This window comes from Salinicola corii, assembly GCF_008298015.1.
Taxonomy (GTDB): Bacteria; Pseudomonadota; Gammaproteobacteria; order Pseudomonadales; family Halomonadaceae; genus Salinicola; species Salinicola corii.
The window spans coordinates 396,531-412,685 of record NZ_VTPX01000001.1 but is presented as its reverse complement, the minus strand read 5'-3'; the positions used below and the strand labels follow the sequence as shown (position 1 = coordinate 412,685).

General features: G+C 64.5%; 13 protein-coding genes. 10 read left to right on the top strand and 3 right to left on the bottom strand.

Features of this window, described 5'->3' with window-relative positions:
- The first annotated feature begins 131 nt into the window (after nucleotides 1-131).
- The 4 genes from efeU to efeO (F0A16_RS01930) all read left to right on the top strand — a co-directional run bounded on the left by efeU (nucleotide 132) and on the right by efeO (F0A16_RS01930) (nucleotide 4,549).
- The gene (gene efeU, locus F0A16_RS01945) at nucleotides 132-980 is read left to right on the top strand and encodes an iron uptake transporter permease EfeU (RefSeq protein WP_149433697.1); all 849 of its coding nucleotides are present in this window, start codon (nucleotides 132-134) and stop codon (nucleotides 978-980) included.
- 3 nt (nucleotides 981-983) lie between these two features.
- A complete protein-coding gene (efeO, locus tag F0A16_RS01940) occupies nucleotides 984-2,138 on the top strand; it encodes an iron uptake system protein EfeO (RefSeq protein ID WP_149433696.1) in 1,155 nt (384 codons plus the stop codon).
- 19 nt (nucleotides 2,139-2,157) lie between these two features.
- Entirely contained in the window at nucleotides 2,158-3,543 is a 1,386-nt protein-coding gene (gene efeB, locus F0A16_RS01935; protein ID WP_149433695.1) for an iron uptake transporter deferrochelatase/peroxidase subunit, read from the top strand.
- A gap of 142 nt (nucleotides 3,544-3,685) precedes the next feature.
- Entirely contained in the window at nucleotides 3,686-4,549 is an 864-nt protein-coding gene (efeO, locus tag F0A16_RS01930; protein ID WP_149433694.1) for an iron uptake system protein EfeO, read from the top strand.
- Nucleotides 4,550-4,562: 13 nt separating this feature from the next.
- On the opposite strand, the gene F0A16_RS01925 is transcribed toward efeO (F0A16_RS01930), so the two are convergent.
- On the bottom strand, nucleotides 4,563-5,810 hold the full coding sequence (locus F0A16_RS01925; RefSeq protein ID WP_223119686.1) for a DUF2254 domain-containing protein: 1,248 nt from the start codon (nucleotides 5,808-5,810) through the stop codon (nucleotides 4,563-4,565).
- A 574-nt stretch (nucleotides 5,811-6,384) separates the two neighbouring features.
- Here F0A16_RS01925 and F0A16_RS01915 point away from each other — a divergent pair.
- A complete protein-coding gene (locus F0A16_RS01915) occupies nucleotides 6,385-7,464 on the top strand; it encodes a lactonase family protein (RefSeq protein WP_187775877.1) in 1,080 nt (359 codons plus the stop codon).
- A gap of 319 nt (nucleotides 7,465-7,783) precedes the next feature.
- Nucleotides 7,784-10,021, top strand: a complete 2,238-nt coding sequence (locus F0A16_RS01910; protein WP_149433692.1) for an NADP-dependent isocitrate dehydrogenase — start codon at nucleotides 7,784-7,786, stop codon at nucleotides 10,019-10,021.
- Between the two features lie 135 nt (nucleotides 10,022-10,156).
- On the opposite strand, the gene F0A16_RS01905 is transcribed toward F0A16_RS01910, so the two are convergent.
- Nucleotides 10,157-11,629: a carbon starvation CstA family protein gene (locus F0A16_RS01905; protein ID WP_149433691.1), complete on the bottom strand. Its 1,473-nt coding sequence runs from the start codon at nucleotides 11,627-11,629 to the stop codon at nucleotides 10,157-10,159.
- A 162-nt stretch (nucleotides 11,630-11,791) separates the two neighbouring features.
- Between F0A16_RS01905 and F0A16_RS01900 the strand changes: the two genes are divergently transcribed.
- The 4 genes from F0A16_RS01900 (at nucleotide 11,792) to F0A16_RS01885 (ending at nucleotide 14,947) form a co-directional block, all read left to right on the top strand.
- Complete coding sequence (locus tag F0A16_RS01900; RefSeq protein WP_239023676.1) at nucleotides 11,792-12,628, top strand: murein L,D-transpeptidase catalytic domain family protein; 837 nt, start codon at nucleotides 11,792-11,794, stop codon at nucleotides 12,626-12,628.
- 120 nt (nucleotides 12,629-12,748) lie between these two features.
- Nucleotides 12,749-13,864 carry a L,D-transpeptidase gene (locus F0A16_RS01895; RefSeq protein ID WP_149433690.1) on the top strand — a complete coding sequence of 372 codons (1,116 nt, stop codon included), beginning with the start codon at nucleotides 12,749-12,751 and terminating at the stop codon, nucleotides 13,862-13,864.
- 199 nt (nucleotides 13,865-14,063) lie between these two features.
- The gene (locus F0A16_RS01890; protein WP_149433689.1) at nucleotides 14,064-14,600 is read left to right on the top strand and encodes a universal stress protein; all 537 of its coding nucleotides are present in this window, start codon (nucleotides 14,064-14,066) and stop codon (nucleotides 14,598-14,600) included.
- Between the two features lie 77 nt (nucleotides 14,601-14,677).
- A complete protein-coding gene (locus F0A16_RS01885) occupies nucleotides 14,678-14,947 on the top strand; it encodes a DksA/TraR family C4-type zinc finger protein (RefSeq protein WP_149433688.1) in 270 nt (89 codons plus the stop codon).
- A 17-nt stretch (nucleotides 14,948-14,964) separates the two neighbouring features.
- Here the strand turns inward: F0A16_RS01885 and F0A16_RS01880 are convergent, their stop codons facing one another.
- Nucleotides 14,965-16,002, bottom strand: coding sequence for a hypothetical protein (locus F0A16_RS01880; protein ID WP_149433687.1), 1,038 nt, complete (start codon nucleotides 16,000-16,002; stop codon nucleotides 14,965-14,967).
- Nucleotides 16,003-16,155 lie beyond the last annotated feature (153 nt).

Here is a 16,155-nt window from a genome sequence, read left to right as displayed (position 1 = left end):
ACGGTGTCGCGATTCGAGCAGAACGTGAAAAAGTGTTACCGGACGGAGGTGATAACAAGTATCATTCACACCGTTATCGTACCCTTGTCGTCTCGTCGTCGTTCACCGCGATCCACCATTGGATTTCTGCCATGTTGGTACCGTTTCTGATCATGCTGAGAGAGGGGCTGGAAGCAGCCCTGATCGTCGGCATCATCGCCAGCTATCTTCGTCAGACCGGCCGTGGCGCCTGGATGCCCGCGGTATGGATCGGCATTTTCCTGGCGGTCGCCCTCGCCCTGTTCGTTGGCGCGGGGTTGCAGTTCGCCAGCGCCGAATTCCCGCAGCGTCAACAGGAGCTGTTCGAGGCCCTGGTCGGCTTTCTCGCCGTCGGCGTGCTGACCTGGATGGTGATGTGGATGCGCCGCGCCGCCAGCGGCATGCGGCGGGACCTCACCCGGGCGCTCGACGAGGCGTTCCATCGCGGACGCCGTCACACCTACGCGCTGATCGCCATGGTCTTCCTCGCCGTGGCGCGCGAGGGACTGGAATCCATCTTCTTTCTGCTGGCGGTGTTCCAGCAGAGCAGCAGCTCGGAGGCGCCGCTGGGCGCGCTACTGGGCCTGATCGTCGCTGCCGTCACCGGCCTGGCCCTCTATCGTGGCAGTTTGAGGCTGCCGCTGGCGCATTTCTTCCGCCTCACCGGCCTGTTCATCCTGCTGGTGGCGGCCGGCCTGTTCGCCGGCTCGGTACGCGCGCTGCATGAAGCGGGCCTCTGGAATCACGCCCAGAAGGTGGTTTTCGACCTGAGCGACCGTCTGCCGCTGGACACGCCTCTGGGGTCGCTGTTTTCAGGCATCTTCGGCTACCAACCGGCCCCCACGGTGAGTGAATTCGTGGCTTATATCGGCTATCTGGCGGTCGCGTCGTGGCTGCTGTGGCTTCGCCCGTCATCGACCCGGACATCGGCGACGACCCAGCCCCGGCACGGGAGAGCCTGAGCCATGTCGCAGTCCGCTTCCATCGCACCGCCCTCCCCCCGCACCCTGCGCCTGGGGATGGCGGTCTCGTTTCTGCTGATGCTGATCGCCCTGGGTGTTTTCACGCTCTCGCTGCGCGCCGCAAATCCGGTCGGCGACGACGGCCAGGTCATCGAGGTGACCGCCAGCGGTTGCGAGCCCAACCGCCTGGAAGTGCCTGCCGGACAGCGCACGTTCACCGTGGTGAACCGGTCGGACCGTGCCATCGAATGGGAGATCATCGACGGCGTGATGGTGCTCGCGGAGCGAGAGAACATCGCGCCCGGCCTGCGCCAGCCGCTGACCGCGACGCTGAAGGCGGGTGATTACGTGATGACCTGCGGCCTGCTCAGCAATCCACGCGGCACCCTGCATGTCGTCGCCGGCGATTCGAGCGCGCCGGCTTCCACCCTTCCGGCGACCGCCTTTGTCGGGCCGCTGGCCGAGTACCAAGTCTATACCACGCTGCAGCTGCGGAAGCTCCGCACCAGCGCCGTCGATCTGCGCGACGCCGTCGCCGCCGACGATCTCGATGCCGCCCGCCGGGCCTATCGGGAAGCGCGTCGCATCGACCTGCATCTCGCCATGCCCATCGGGCTCTACAGCGATATCGATCAGCGCCTGAACGCCCGCGCCGACGACTTCGAACAGCGCGAAGCGGACCCTGCCTTCGTCGGCTTCCACCGGCTCGCCGCCGGGCTGTTCGGGCATCAGGGTACCGCTGGCCTGAATCCCGTGGCCGCGCAGCTGGTTGCCGATGTGGACACTCTCGCCGAGCGGCTGAAGCACGCCTCGATCCCGCCGGCCCAGCTGGCCGCCGGCACCTCCCGCGTGCTGGAAGCGTGGCTCGACCACCACCGCGACGACAGCGCCATCGCGGGTCGGGATCTCGCCGATCTCGTCGCCCTGACGGAGGGAGCCGACAAGATCGTCTCGCTGCTGTCGCCACTGCTGGAGCATCGGTCTCCCGCCGTCCAACAGACCCTGCAGGCCAATCTGAAGGCGCTACAGCGGGACCTTCCGGCGGCCATCAATTCGTCGACGCCATCCGGCGTCGCCGCCGGGGCCTTGCTGCAGGCGACCGGCACCCTGGCCGACTCGCTCGCCGGCATCAATCAAACCCTTACCCTGGAAGGTTAATCGACATCGGTCATCGCTCATGAGTCAGTTCGATCGTCATTCAGGCTGTCCCTTTCATCGACGGACAGACCGTTCCCAGACAGCACTTCCCCCAGCGGACACGCCCGCGCCCGCCCATCGTGAACGCCGTCGCTTCCTCAAGGGCGCCGGCTTGACCGGCCTTGGCCTGGGGCTCGGCGGGATCGGGCTCAGTGGCACCTGCCCGGCCCGGGCCGCCAGCGGACATGGCCAGGACGTGACCAGCGCGCCGCAGGAACAGGACGCGCAGCTGCGCTACCCATTTCACGGCGAGCATCAGCAGGGCGTCGTCACCCCCCGCCCGGCCACCGGCATGCTGGTCGCGTTCGACGTCCTGGCACGGGACCGAGACGACCTGGAAAGGTTGCTGAAGATACTGACCGAGCGGATGGCCTTTCTGACCCAGGGCGGCAGGATTCCCGAACGCGACCCGCTGTTTCCGCCACCGGATTCCGGCATCCTGGGTCCCGTGATCGCGCCTGACGGCCTGACCATGACCCTCGCGGTGGGCGCCTCCCTGTTCGACAAGCGCTACGGCCTGGCGAGCGCCCGGCCGCAGCGCCTGCAGCGCATGGAGGGCTTTCCCAACGACGCGCTGGACGCCGCACGCTGCCACGGCGACCTGGCGCTCCAGATCTGCGCCAACACCCTGGACACCGGCTATCACGCGCTGCGCGACATCATCAAGAACACGCCGGGGCTGCTGATGGTGCGCTGGAAACAGGAAGGCACCGTGCCGCCGCTGCCACCCGCCCCTGGCGAGGTGGACGGCAGTGCCCGCAATTTCCTCGGCTTCCGGGATGGCTCCGCCAACCCCGATGGCAGTGACGACGTGCTGATGGACGAGTTGGTGTGGGTCGGCCGGGATCACGACGAACCGGCCTGGGCTCGCGGCGGCAGCTATCTCGCGGCGCGTATCATCCGCAACTTCGTCGAGCGTTGGGATCGCACGCCACTGCATGAGCAGGAGATGATCTTCGGCCGTCGCAAGATGAGCGGTGCGCCGCTTTCCGACAGCACCGCCGAGGGCAGGGAGCAGGACGTCCCCGATTACTCACGGGACCCGGAGGGCAAGATCACCCCGCTCGATGCCCATATCCGGCTGGCCAATCCGCGCACGCCCGCCACCGAGAAGAATCGCATCCTGCGGCGACCGTTCAACTACTCCAACGGCGTCGAGGCCAACGGCCAGCTCGACATGGGGCTGCTGTTCCTCTGCTTCCAGGCGGACCTGGAGGCGGGATTCATCACCGTTCAGCGCCGCCTCGACGGCGAGCCGCTGGAGGAGTACATCAAGCCGGTGGGCGGTGGCTACTTCTTCGTGCTGCCCGGGGCACGGGACGACAACGATTTTCTGGGCAGTGGCCTGTTGGCCGCCTCTGCCTGAGCCTGCTCGGCCCAGGCGGCGAGATGCAGGCATCAGCACTCGGGCAACATAGAGTCATTATCGAAAACAACCGCGCTCGCGACGACGAGCCGATGATTCATGACCGCCGACTGGCACTCGGATCATTCAACGGAGGCAGACAATGAAGACAACCCGACAGTGGATCGCTACCGGCGCTTTCGCGCTACTACCGCTCGCTCCTCTCACCGCCCTTATTACGGCGCCAGCCGCCCAGGCGGCGGTCGCGCCGGAAGCGCTGGTCGGCCCGGTCGCCGACTACAAGCTCTACGTCCTCGACAATCTCGAGCAACTGGTCAGCCACACCCGGGACTTCACCGCCGCCGTCCAGGCCGGTGACGTCGAGAAGGCGCAGGCGCTCTACGCCCCGACCCGGGTCTACTACGAGCGCATCGAGCCTATCGCCGAGCTGTTTGCCGACCTCGACGCCAGCATCGACGCGCGGGAGGACGACTACGAGAAAGGCGTCGAGGACCCCGACTTTACCGGCTTCCATCGCCTCGAGTACGCCCTGTTTCACGACGATAGCACCGAGGGCATGGAAAAGTACGCACAGGGCTTGATGGATGACGTCAACGACCTCGACAGTCGTGTCCAGGGCCTGACCTTCCCGCCCGAGACGGTCGTCGGCGGGGCTGCCGCGTTGATGGAAGAGGTCGCGGCGACCAAGGTCTCCGGCGAGGAAGATCGCTACAGCCGCACCGACCTGTGGGATTTCCAGGGCAATGTCGACGGCGCCCGGGAAATCTTCGAGCTGTTCAAGCCGTTGGCCGCGCAGGAGGACGCCGGGTTCGTCGAGCGCGTCCAGGACAACTTCGACGACGTGGAAGAGACCCTGGCCGACTACCGCCTGGAGGCCGACGACCCCAGTGCGGGCTTCGAATCCTACGACCGGGTCAGCGATGCCGACCGCCGAGCCCTTACCGGCCCGGTGACCGTGCTCGCCGAGGACCTGTCGACGCTTCGCGGTCTGCTCGGCCTGAACTGAACCGGCCCGCGGGTCAGTCGCTCGCCGCGCGTCTGACCCGTTGGCGATCGTCGTCCAGCGTCAGCCCCTGGTCGAAGCGCTTGAGCAGCCGTTTGCGATGACCGTCGACGATGCGTTTGACCCGTTCGTCGCCGATCGCCTCCAACGACGCCAGCGCCTTCTGCAGTCGAATGCCGATCTCCACCGTCGTGGCACCATCGCGTGCGATCGGGGTGAAGAAATCCTCGAACAGGTCCTCGGTCTTCAAAGCATCGACATGGACATGTTCGACCGGTGGCGTCGCTTCGTCGATACCACCCGCGGCGTGTCGCACCCATGGCGTCAGTACCCGGACGCCACAGCCGATGATGTCGATGGCGGTTCCGGGATCGTTGATACCCGGCGATAACGCTTTCGACGCCACTTCCGCCAATACGATGATGCCAAACCGGGGATCTTCGTCGAAGTGTCGCGCCGGCCCAACCGTAAAGGCATCTGCGATCTTCTTCGCGCGCTCCGTGTCGAGCGCGGGTGTCGAAGCCAGTTCAGTGGTCGTGTCGACGAACCTGCCAGGCAACGCCCTGACATAGATGGCAAGGCTGGAATCCCCGGCCAGCGAGTCCAGCAGCGACATGTCGACGTGCTGCAGATAGCCAACCTTGTCGGCCCGAACCGGCTCGAGTCTCTCGGGGAGCGTGGCCGGCATTGCCTGGCCTCCCAGGTAAGGGTTGTCCATGCGTCCCTCGAGCGCCTTCCGGGCCGCCGTCTCCACTTTATCGATGGTATCTCTCACCCGGCCCAGCCGGGTCAGGTAGCCGGCCCATTTGATCAACTGATAGACCACCAGCACGATGACCACGATCGTCGCGGCGAACAGCAGCGTGCGGCCGTCTTCGTCGTAGACGCCGGCAGCCAAGGCGATGATGCCGACCAGGCTGAAGAGAAACGCGCCGATGAACGTAGCCAGCGTATTCTGCGTCACCCGATCCTCGATCAGCAGGATGTTGGCCCTCGGGCTGACGTTGCTGGTCGCGGAGCCATAGGATGTGACCATCGCGCTCAGCGAAAACGTCGTCACCGCCAGCATGCTCGAGGCGATGATATTGAGAATGCTGTCCACGGCGCTGGCGCCGATGCTGGCGAAGGCCGGCAAATCCAGCCAGGGCGTCACCAGCCAGGCGATCAGCGCTGTCAGCAAGCCTCCCAGCGAAAAGAGCGTGGCGCGATACCACAACGAGCGATGCAACCGCCGCCAGATCCACTGAAAACGCCCTACCATCATGCCACTCCCCTCCGGATCGATTCGCTCAGAGTCTAGGTCAATCGGGCCATCGTCGGGCCTTTTGGCGGCGCTGGTCTATCCTGATCTCGAATCTGTCACGCCGATGATGGCTGACAGCATCGACTATCGGTTTGGACAAAAGGAGTTTGCCATGGCCCGGCCTGGCGGGATGTCGAGGTCATGCTCGACCAACGTCACCACCTTCACGCCACCGGCCGCGACAGTATCGGACGCAAGCAGTACACCCACGAGGTGATGGGGCGCTTCAGCACCAAGGATTTTCGGACCTGGGCCGGAACCTCGATCGCCGCACTGGCGCTGGAGGAGCTGGGGCCCGGCGACAACGACCAGACAAGCCAGGGCAACGTGCGCCATTCTCAAGCTGCTGCAGAGCCGGCTGGACGCCAGGCACTGACGGCATCGGCTCGACCTATCGGCAATCGACGCCAATGGCCGGCCGATGCTACAACGGAGCTTTATCTCTCTGCCATTCGTCGTCACCGCGCCAACGGTCGACACGCTTCGGGACGACGAGGCTTTTGCACGAACACTTTCAACCGTTCAGGAACGCCCCATGTCCCCAGCCGAACCCGCGCTCGATACCGTCGTCTACGTCGCCAACGCCGGCGATGGAACCATTGGCAGTTATCGTCTGGATCGCCAGCATGAGGCGCTGGTCCCCCTGGCCACCATCGAGGCGGCAGAGAATGTGATGCCGCTGGCCGTCAGTCCCAATCGAAGGTATCTCTACGCCGCGATCCGCAGCGATCCGCTGCGGGTCCTGAGCTATCGCATCGACGCCAGCACCGGGGAGCTGACGGCGCTGGGTAGTGGCGCGCTCTACGGCAGCATGGCCTACATCGCCACCGACCGCACCGGTCGCTACCTGCTGGCCGCATCCTATGGCGGCAACCTGGTCAGCGTCAGCCCCATCGATGCCAACGGCGTCGCCGGTGATGCCACCCAGACGCTGGGCACCGGCAGCCGCGCGCATGCCATCCAGGCGACGCCGGACAATCACCACGTCATTGCCACCAACCTGGGCGATGACCAACTGGCCCAGTTCTACTTCGCCGACGGCGCGCTCGCCCCCAACGAGCCGGCCGTCGCCGAGACGGCTGCCGGTTCCGGCCCGCGCCACTTCGTGTTTTCGCCCAGCGGACGATTCGTCTACGTGCTGGGAGAGTTCGATGCCACGGTAACGACCTTCGCGCTGGACGCCGACAGCGGCACGCTGAGCCGGGTCGGCATCTGCCAGGGGTTGCCCGAGAGCCACGGCCTCGCGCCAGGCATGCCCCGCGAGGAGATTCCCGACGGTGACGATACGCCGCGCATCTGGGCCGCCGACCTGCACATCACGCCGGACGGCCGCTACCTCTATCTCTCCGAGCGCACCAGCAGCACCCTCAGCACGCTGCGGGTCAGCCCGGAAACCGGCGAGCTGCACTTCGTCGGCAATCAGCCGACCGTGCAGCAGCCCCGCGGCTTCGGAATCGATCCCGCCGGGCGTTACCTGGTAGCCGCAGGCGAACTGAGCGATCACCTGTCGCTCTATCGAATCGAATCGGCCAGCGGTGGCCTGACCCATGTCAGCGACGCCGCCACCGGCCGCAAGACGAACTGGGTGGAGATCGTGGCCCTCGAACGGCCATGATCGTCAGCCCGCTGCCGGGTCACGTGAATGCGCCGGCCCACTGCCGCTGGTATACTTGTTCGCGACTGCAGGTTGTCGACAACTTTACGCGCCGCCGCCGCGATCGATTTCAGCCCCGAGTGCCGGCCAGTCACGGTGCCAGGAACCGACACTCGGGAGGATGTCTCGCCTCCTGGGTCGAGAAAGCGTCGGGCGATCGACAGAGGATGGCGTCGAACGCTGACGTATCGAGCCGAAACAGAGGGGCGGGACGCGCATTCGAGTTTCCGCACGCACTCGACACTTCGTGTCATTGCCAAAGAGAGGTTAACGAACAGACATGTCCAATACGCCGAAGATCATCTACACCCTGACCGACGAAGCCCCGGCCCTTGCCACCTACTCTCTACTGCCGATCATCGAAGCCTTTACCGGCACCGCTGGCATCACGGTCGAAACCCGCGACATCTCTCTGGCCGCGCGCGTCCTGGCCCAGTTCCCCGACCTGCTGAGCGAAGAGCAGCGCGTCAGCGACGATCTGGCCGAACTCGGCCAACTGGCGACCACCCCCGAAGCCAACATCATCAAGTTGCCCAACATCAGCGCGTCGGGCCCCCAGCTCAAGGCGACGATCAAGGAGCTGCAGAGCCAGGGCTACCCCCTGCCGGATTATCCGGAAGAGCCCAAGAACGACGATGAAAAAGCGATCAAGGCGGCTTACGACAAGGCCAAGGGCAGCGCGGTCAACCCGGTGCTGCGCGAGGGCAACTCCGATCGCCGCGCGCCCAAGTCGGTCAAGAACTATGCCCGCAAGTACCCGCACCGCATGGGCGAGTGGAGCAGCGATTCGCAGTCTCACGTCGCCCACATGAGCGAAGGCGACTTCTACGGCAGCGAGCAGTCCGCGGTGATCGCCAAGGCCGGCAAGCTCAAGATCGAGCTGCAGCAGAAAGACGGTACTCACATCACGCTGAAGGAAGACCTCGCCGTCAAGGAGAGCGAAGTCGTCGACGCCGCGAGCATGAGCAGCCGTCGCCTGCGCAACTTCATCGACAGCGAGATCAAGGATGCCAGGAAGCGCGGCGTGCTGTTCTCGCTGCACCTGAAAGCGACCATGATGAAGGTCTCCGACCCGATCATGTTCGGTATCGTGGTCGAGGAGTTCTACAAGGAGGCGCTGGAGAAGCACGCCGAGGCGCTGAAACTGGCCGGTTTCAACTCCAGCAGCGGCATCGGGGATCTCTACAGCGCGATCGAGAAACTGCCGAGCGAGCAGCAGGACGCGATCAAGAGCGACATCGAGGCGCTCTACCAGGAGCGGCCGTCGCTAGCGATGGTCAACTCCCACAAGGGCATCACCAATCTGCACGTGCCGAGTGACGTAATCATCGACGCCTCCATGCCGGCGATGATCCGTGATTCCGGCAAGATGTGGGGCACCGACGACGCCCTGCACGACGCCAAGGCAGTGATTCCGGACCGCTGCTACGCGACCATCTACCAGACCGTGATCGAGGACTGCAAGAAGAACGGCGCCTTCGATCCGACCACCATGGGCAGCGTGCCCAATGTTGGCCTGATGGCGCAGAAAGCCGAGGAGTACGGCTCACACGACAAGACCTTCCACATCCCGGCCGACGGCACCGTCGTCGTCACCGACGAGAACGGCCAGACGCTGTTCAGCCATGACGTCGAGGCCGGCGACATCTGGCGCATGTGCCAGACCAAGGATGCGCCGATCAAGGATTGGGTCAAGCTGGCCGTCAATCGCGCCCGTGAAAGCGGATCGCCGGCGATCTTCTGGCTCGACGCCAACCGCGCCCACGACGCCAAGCTGATCGAAAAGGTCGAGACCTACCTCAAGGATCACGATACCGACGGCCTGGATATCCGTATCCTCGCACCGGTGGAAGCGATGAAGGTGTCGCTGGAGCGCATCCGCAAGGGCGAAGACACCATCTCCGTCACCGGTAACGTGCTGCGCGACTACCTGACCGACCTGTTCCCGATCATGGAACTCGGCACCAGCGCCAAGATGCTCTCCATCGTACCGCTGATGAACGGCGGCGGCCTGTTCGAGACCGGTGCCGGCGGCTCCGCGCCGAAGCACGTCCAGCAGTTCCTGGAGGAGAACCACCTGCGCTGGGACTCACTGGGTGAGTTCCTGGCGCTCGCGGCGTCTCTCGAGCATCTCGGCAGCACCTTCGACAACGCCCGTGCCAGGATCCTGTCGGCGACGCTGGATCGCGCCAACGGCGAATTCCTCGACAGCGACAAGTCGCCCAAGCGCAAGGTCGGCGAACTCGACAACCGCGGCAGCCACTTCTATCTGGCGCTCTACTGGGCCAAAGAGCTGGCCGCCCAGACCGACGACGGCGAACTGAAGTCACTGTTCGAAGAGATCGCCAGGACGCTTGGCGACAACGAGAAGACGATCGTCGACGAGCTCAACGCAGTGCAGGGCAAGCCGGTGGACATCAAGGGCTACTTCCACCCCAATGGCGAGCTGGTGAGCGAGGCCATGCGCCCCAGCAAGACGCTGAACGCGGCACTGGGCAAGCTCTACCAGGCCTCCTGATCGGCGCACCGGCTCGAGGCCATCGAGCCGGTTTCGCCGCTGCCGCGACGGCAGCGACGGCGAAAAAGAAACGGGCCCGTGCCATTGGCACGGGCCCGTTTGCTTACAGGCGCTATCGAATCGGGATGCCAGCGATCAGCTCGTCGCCAGCGCCTCGTCCCCTTTTCCATCGAGATGGGCCGGCACTTCCGGCTCGTCGACGGCAAAAATGCCCCCGCTCAAACGCCGTACCCGCTTCATGAACAGGGCGATGCAGATCAGCGTGCCGATGGCGGCGACGACATAGCTCAGCTGCAGCGAGAGGCCGAAGCCGATCGGGGCGTAGGCGAGATAGGTGAAGGTCGCCATGGTCATGAATGTCGCCGGGATCGAGGTGATCAGGTGCGGCTTGCGCGCCAGCACCAGATACATGGTCGCGACCCACAGCGCGATGACGGCCGTGGTCTGGTTGGCCCAGGAGAAGTAGCGCCACAGCAGCGTGAAGTCCATATGGGTCAGCGCGTAGGAGACCACGAACAGCGGTGCGGCAATCAGCAGGCGTTTGACGATGGGACGCTGATCGATCTTCAGGTAGTCGGCAATGATCATGCGCGCGCTGCGGAAAGCCGTATCGCCCGACGTGATCGGCAGTACGATGACGCCGAGAATGGCCAGCGTACCGCCAATGGCGCCCAGCATGGTGGTGGAGACTTCACTGACCACCGCGGCCGGACCTCCGGCTGCCAGAACGTCGGACAGCGTGTGGTCGCCATGGAACAGACTCATCGCCGCCGCCGCCCAGATCATTGCGATGACACCTTCGGTGATCATCATGCCGTAGAAGATCTTGCGGCCGTTACCCTCGTTCTCCGTGGTGCGGGAAATGATCGGCGTCTGGGTCGCATGGAAGCCAGAGAGCGCGCCGCAGGAGATGGTCAGGAACAGCAGCGGGAAGATCGGTGCGCCCTGGGGATGCATGTTCTGGAATGAGAGTTCGGGAATCGGCGCACCGGTGAAGATCATGCCGAGTCCGATACCCAGCGCGCTGAACAGCAGCAGCGCGCCGAAGTAGGGGTAGATCCGGCCGATGACCTTGTCGATCGGCAGCAGCGTCGCCAGCAGATAGTAGGCGAAGATCACCAGCGTGATCAGCGTGAGCGACAACGGCGTCATGTTGGCCAGCAGCGCCGCCGGAGAAGTCACGAAGACGGTACCCACCAACAGCAGCAGCAGAATGGCGAAGCCGTTGACCACGTGCTTCATCACCCGGCCCAGGAACTTGCCCGCCAGTTGCGGCAGGTGAGCGCCATGATTGCGGATCGAGATCATGCCGGTGAGATAGTCGTGTACCGCGCCCGCGAAGATACAGCCGATCACGATCCAAACGAACGCCACCGGGCCGTAGAGCGCCCCGAGAATCGGGCCGAAGATGGGACCGACACCCGCGATATTGAGCAGCTGAATCAGCGAATTCCGGGTGGTGTTCATCGGCACGTAGTCGATGTTGTCGCGCATGGTGAACGCAGGCGTGCGTCGCTTGCGATCGGTGACGAATACACGCTCCACGAATTTCCCATACGTGAAGTAGCCCACTATCAATAGCAGGATCGATCCAATGAAGGTAATCATCTAGGGCCCCTGGTGCTGGTAAGACGCCTTGTGGGCATCCGGCAGGTACTACACGGACCCGCAGGGTCCGCAGTCTGATCAAGCGCGCCAATTTACGAATAAGGCCCGGACATTACACCTAGACTTTAGTGGCGGTCGCGACACTTGACGGCGCTTGTCTCCATGGGACTTCTCAAGCATGCTGGCGCCTTTCCGGCCACCTCGCCCACACCGTCAATGTTCAAGACTCTCGTGGCTCTCTTCCTGATCGCTTCGCCGGGGCTGCTGGCATCGATTCCACCCGCGACGGCGGCAACACCACCGACCGCTCCCGACCTGCTGGCGCGCGCCGATGTGATATACCAGCCGACAGCGGCATCCCTCGATCGACTGGCCCCCGATGCCGATCCCGATGTCGTCGCCCTCGGACTGGGAATCATGCAGTGCGCGCAGCAACACGGCGTGGGAGAGAACGCACGGCGCCTGGCGATCATCGACTACAGCCGCTCTTCACTGACGCCACGTCTGTGGGTCTTCGACCTGGCCCGCAACACCCTTCTCTACCGCGAGGTGGTGGCGCATGGTCAGGGGTCGGGCGGCGACATCCCGGACCACTTCTCCAATCGGGAAGGCTCCCACGCCTCGAGCCTGGGCCTGTTCCTGACCGGCCAGACCTACGAGGGCAGAAACGGCCACTCGCTGCGCATGGAGGGGCTGGAGCCCGGCTTCAACGACGCGGCGATGAGCCGCGCGATCGTCATCCACGGCGCCGACTACGTGAACCCGGAAGCCGGCGAGGCACGGGGCCGCCTGGGTCGCAGCTGGGGTTGCCCCGCCCTGCGCCCCAGCGTCGCCGACGACGTGATCGAGGTGCTGAAGGATGGCCAGTTCGTCTTCTCCTACTACCCCGAACGGGAGTGGCTGATGCGCTCCGCGCTGGCCCGGTGCGCGCTGGCCCGGTGCGCGCTGGCCAGGGTCGAGGGGGACGGTCACGAGCATCGCTGGCTCGGCGTGCGCTGAACGATCTTGCTCGGACGCCTGTTTGCGGACCTTGCCAGGCTTTCCCACAGGGGCGACATTGATAGGGTGCCGGGTGTCGATGACGCGAACAGAACCGGCAGTCGTCAGGGAGCACCTCCAATGCCTCGGCTGGGATTCACGCTACTGTTGAGCCTTGCCCTGCTGGTCTCGCCGGCCGGCTTTGCCGTGCCTTTCTGGGGCGAGAAACAGTCGAGCCCCGTCGACTCACCGGTCGATCGACTGCCTCCCGGCGCCTGGATCTGGGGCGGTGACGACAAGCAAGCCGGTCCGATGGCCGTCGTCGTCAGCCTGACCGAGCAGCGAGCCTACGTCTATCGCAACGGCATCCTGATCGGTGTCACCACCGTCAGCACCGGCCGCGAGGGCTACGAGACGCCCACGGGAGTCTTCACCGTGCTGCAGAAGGACAAGGATCACCGCTCCAATCTCTACGGCAACGCCCCGATGCCCTACCAGCAGCGATTGACCTGGGACGGCGTGGCACTGCATGCCGGCGGCCTGCCGGGCTACCCGGAATCCCACGGTTGCGTCCACCTGCCCACCGAGTTCGCTCGCCTGCTGTTCGAGGCCTCGAACCTGGGGATGACCGTGGTCGTGGCGCAGGCGGGGCAGGCGCCGGTCTCCCTCGTCCATCCCGGGCCATTGAGCCCGATCGATGCCCACACCGGCGCCGATGTCGACATGCCCCAGCTGGCCGGTGGCAATAGCTGGCGTTGGGCCATGGATCCCCCCGCCGAGGGTCCGATCTCGATGGTGTTGAGTCGCAGCGACCGCATGCTCGTGGTCTACCGCAATGGCGTCGAGATCGGCCGCTCCCGTGTCGAGCTCGCTCGTCCGGGTGCGGTGACAGGAACTCGCGCCTACATCGTCGAAGGGCATTTTCATCCTCCGACCCCGCAGGAGAGTGCCCTTGCGAGTATCGAGGGGAACTCCCGCTCGCTGCCCATGCCGACCTGGATCGCGATCGGCGTACCGGGCTACGAGAGCGCCGCCGGTCGGCCGGTACCGGCCAATGTCGCCAATCAGGTCATGGTGCCGGACGGTTTCAAGCAGAAAGTGCTGCCTCTGCTCTCTCCCGGCACCGTTCTGGTCGCCACCGATGCGCACCTGACTCCCGAGAACAGCGGCGAACACCTGCGCGTCATCGATAGCGTCGGCCCCAGCGGCTGGCTGGATGACGTCGTCACCGAGCGTCATGTCGGCGCCACCCCCTGAAGTCGTCAGCGACATCCACAAACCGCGGGTGCGACAAGCCGTGCGACATTCATCCACTATGACCAACCCCGGAACTGGCCTATGTTGAATGTCGACGAGCGATTCGACGAGTCGTGACACGTCGACGGCCGGATGCGCCCGGAGACGACACGGCACCAGGAACGCTTCCGCTGGTTCCCTTCACGATTGGGAGGTTGCCATGTTCAAGTCCCTGCTGGTCCCCATCGATGGTTCCGAAGACTCCCATGTGGCGCTCAATGTCGCTTGCCAACTGGCGGCGCCAGTTCAGGGTAAGTTGTATCTCCTGAATGTCCGCGATCCCTATCCACAGCTGCACCGAGGCGAGTTGCTGAGCGTCGAGGCGGCGATCAAGGCGGCCTCGGTGGACACGGCGGACCGCGAGGGCCACGCCATCCTGGACGCGGCGCTGGATACCCTTCCCTCCTTTCCCGGCTACAACGGCGAATTCGATATGCTGGTCAAGCAGGGCTCGCCGGCACGCACGATCGTTGCCGAAGCCGAGCGGCTAGGCGTGGACGCGATCGTAATGGGAAGCCGTGGCGTCGGCCAGTTCAAGGGCCTGATGATCGGTAGCGTCTCTCACAAGGTGACCCACGTCGCCAGGTGTCGGGTAATCTGTGTGCATGAGAACCCGCACCGGCACGCGACGCAGGCGCCCCATGAATTCGTCGATGTCGACGGACCGGGGAGATACGCAGACGGTTCACCGGAATGACTTGCGGGACAGAACGGTCGCCACCATGCTGAACCGGGTGGGATAGTGGCGGGAAAGGTTCCCGAAGGAGAGGACCAATGGCCAGTGGCTGGGCAAAGGACGGTGCGGTTCAGGAGCAGATCGACAGCACCGTGGAGGACGGCATTCAGGAAGCGCGGCAGCGGCTGCAGAGAGCCGGGCCCAGCCTAGCGGCGTGCGAGGAGTGCGGGACGCCGATCCCGGAAGCACGACGCCAGGCTGTGCCCGGCGTTCGATTGTGCATCGACTGTCAGGCCGAGGCGGACCGCCATCAGACGCATCGCGCGGCCTACAATCGCCGCGGCAGCAAGGATAGCCAGCTGCGTTGATCGGATCGTCGGGCCATTCAGGCCGGCGTCTTCGCGGTCTCCGGCATCGACTGCAGCAGTTCGAGTAGCTCCCGGATCACGTGCTTCTGCAGTTGCTCGGCCCGTTGCCGGGACATTCGTACTCGCTCGCCGGGATCCAGTTCCTCTTCCTCGCGATCGCCGAAGACGGCCTCGAATGGCACATGCGGGAAGAACTGCTGCTGGAGATGCAAATTCTCCTCGCGATGATGCGCCATGATGCGTCGGGCCATCTCGGGGTCCATGAAATCTCTCTCACGCTGGAACAGTTCATGGCCGACACCGAGCGTCCTGGCCAGCCGCTGCTTCAGCCTGTCGTCATGGATATCCCGGAAGAGCCCCTTGTATCCGGCGAGAATCTCGCAGAAGAAAGGATTCAGGCTGAGATTGCTGCGGTCCCGGTCGAAAGAGAGCGTCGACGGGTCCTCGACCAGATGAGAGAAGAAGTCCGTCAGCAGCTCCCCTCCCCGCAGCGCCTCCGCCTGCAGTGGTCTCACCGTCACGCTGGCCGCTCCATAGAGTCTTCCGAAGGCCTGGCCTACCGCCAGATAGTGGGGATTGGCCCTGCGCAACGCCTCCTGGCTATATTCCGCGAATGTCTTGCCCTCCTTGAACCCCCACTGCTGCCAAGCGGAGAGAAGGTAGTCGTCCTGACGACGAATGTAATAGACCACCTCGACGTCGTCGAAGTGTTCGGCGAGCACCCGGTGAATGCCCTCCCCGATCGGCCCCATCAAGTGGTTGATGAGGTTCTCCGCCGAGATCACGAAGGTCGCGTCTCGCCACAGCAGTGACTCCCGCCAGGACTCAAGGCGCGCGCGAAGAGACGTCGTATCGCCACCGTTCTCCATGATCTGTCGAAAGAACTCGCGCGGCGTCTCGCCACGGGGGTGGAACCCGGCCTCGCCGGGCAGGCGCAGGTGCGGGTCGGGCACGACGACCTGGTTGTCGGCCAGTCCCGGTCGATTACGGATGATCGCCCGCTGAATGCTGGTCGAACCGCACTTCGCATGACCGGGGTGAAGTAGTAATCTCATGGCAGCCCCTCGCATGTAGCAAGCCGTAACGGCCAAGATTTAGGCCATTACAAACCCCAGGGCAACCGATCGATGGGTTCCAGGGACCAGAATCCCAAAATAGGCTTGGATGAGTCGTCGAATCGACTTAGTGATGTCTTGCCTGGAACGGGA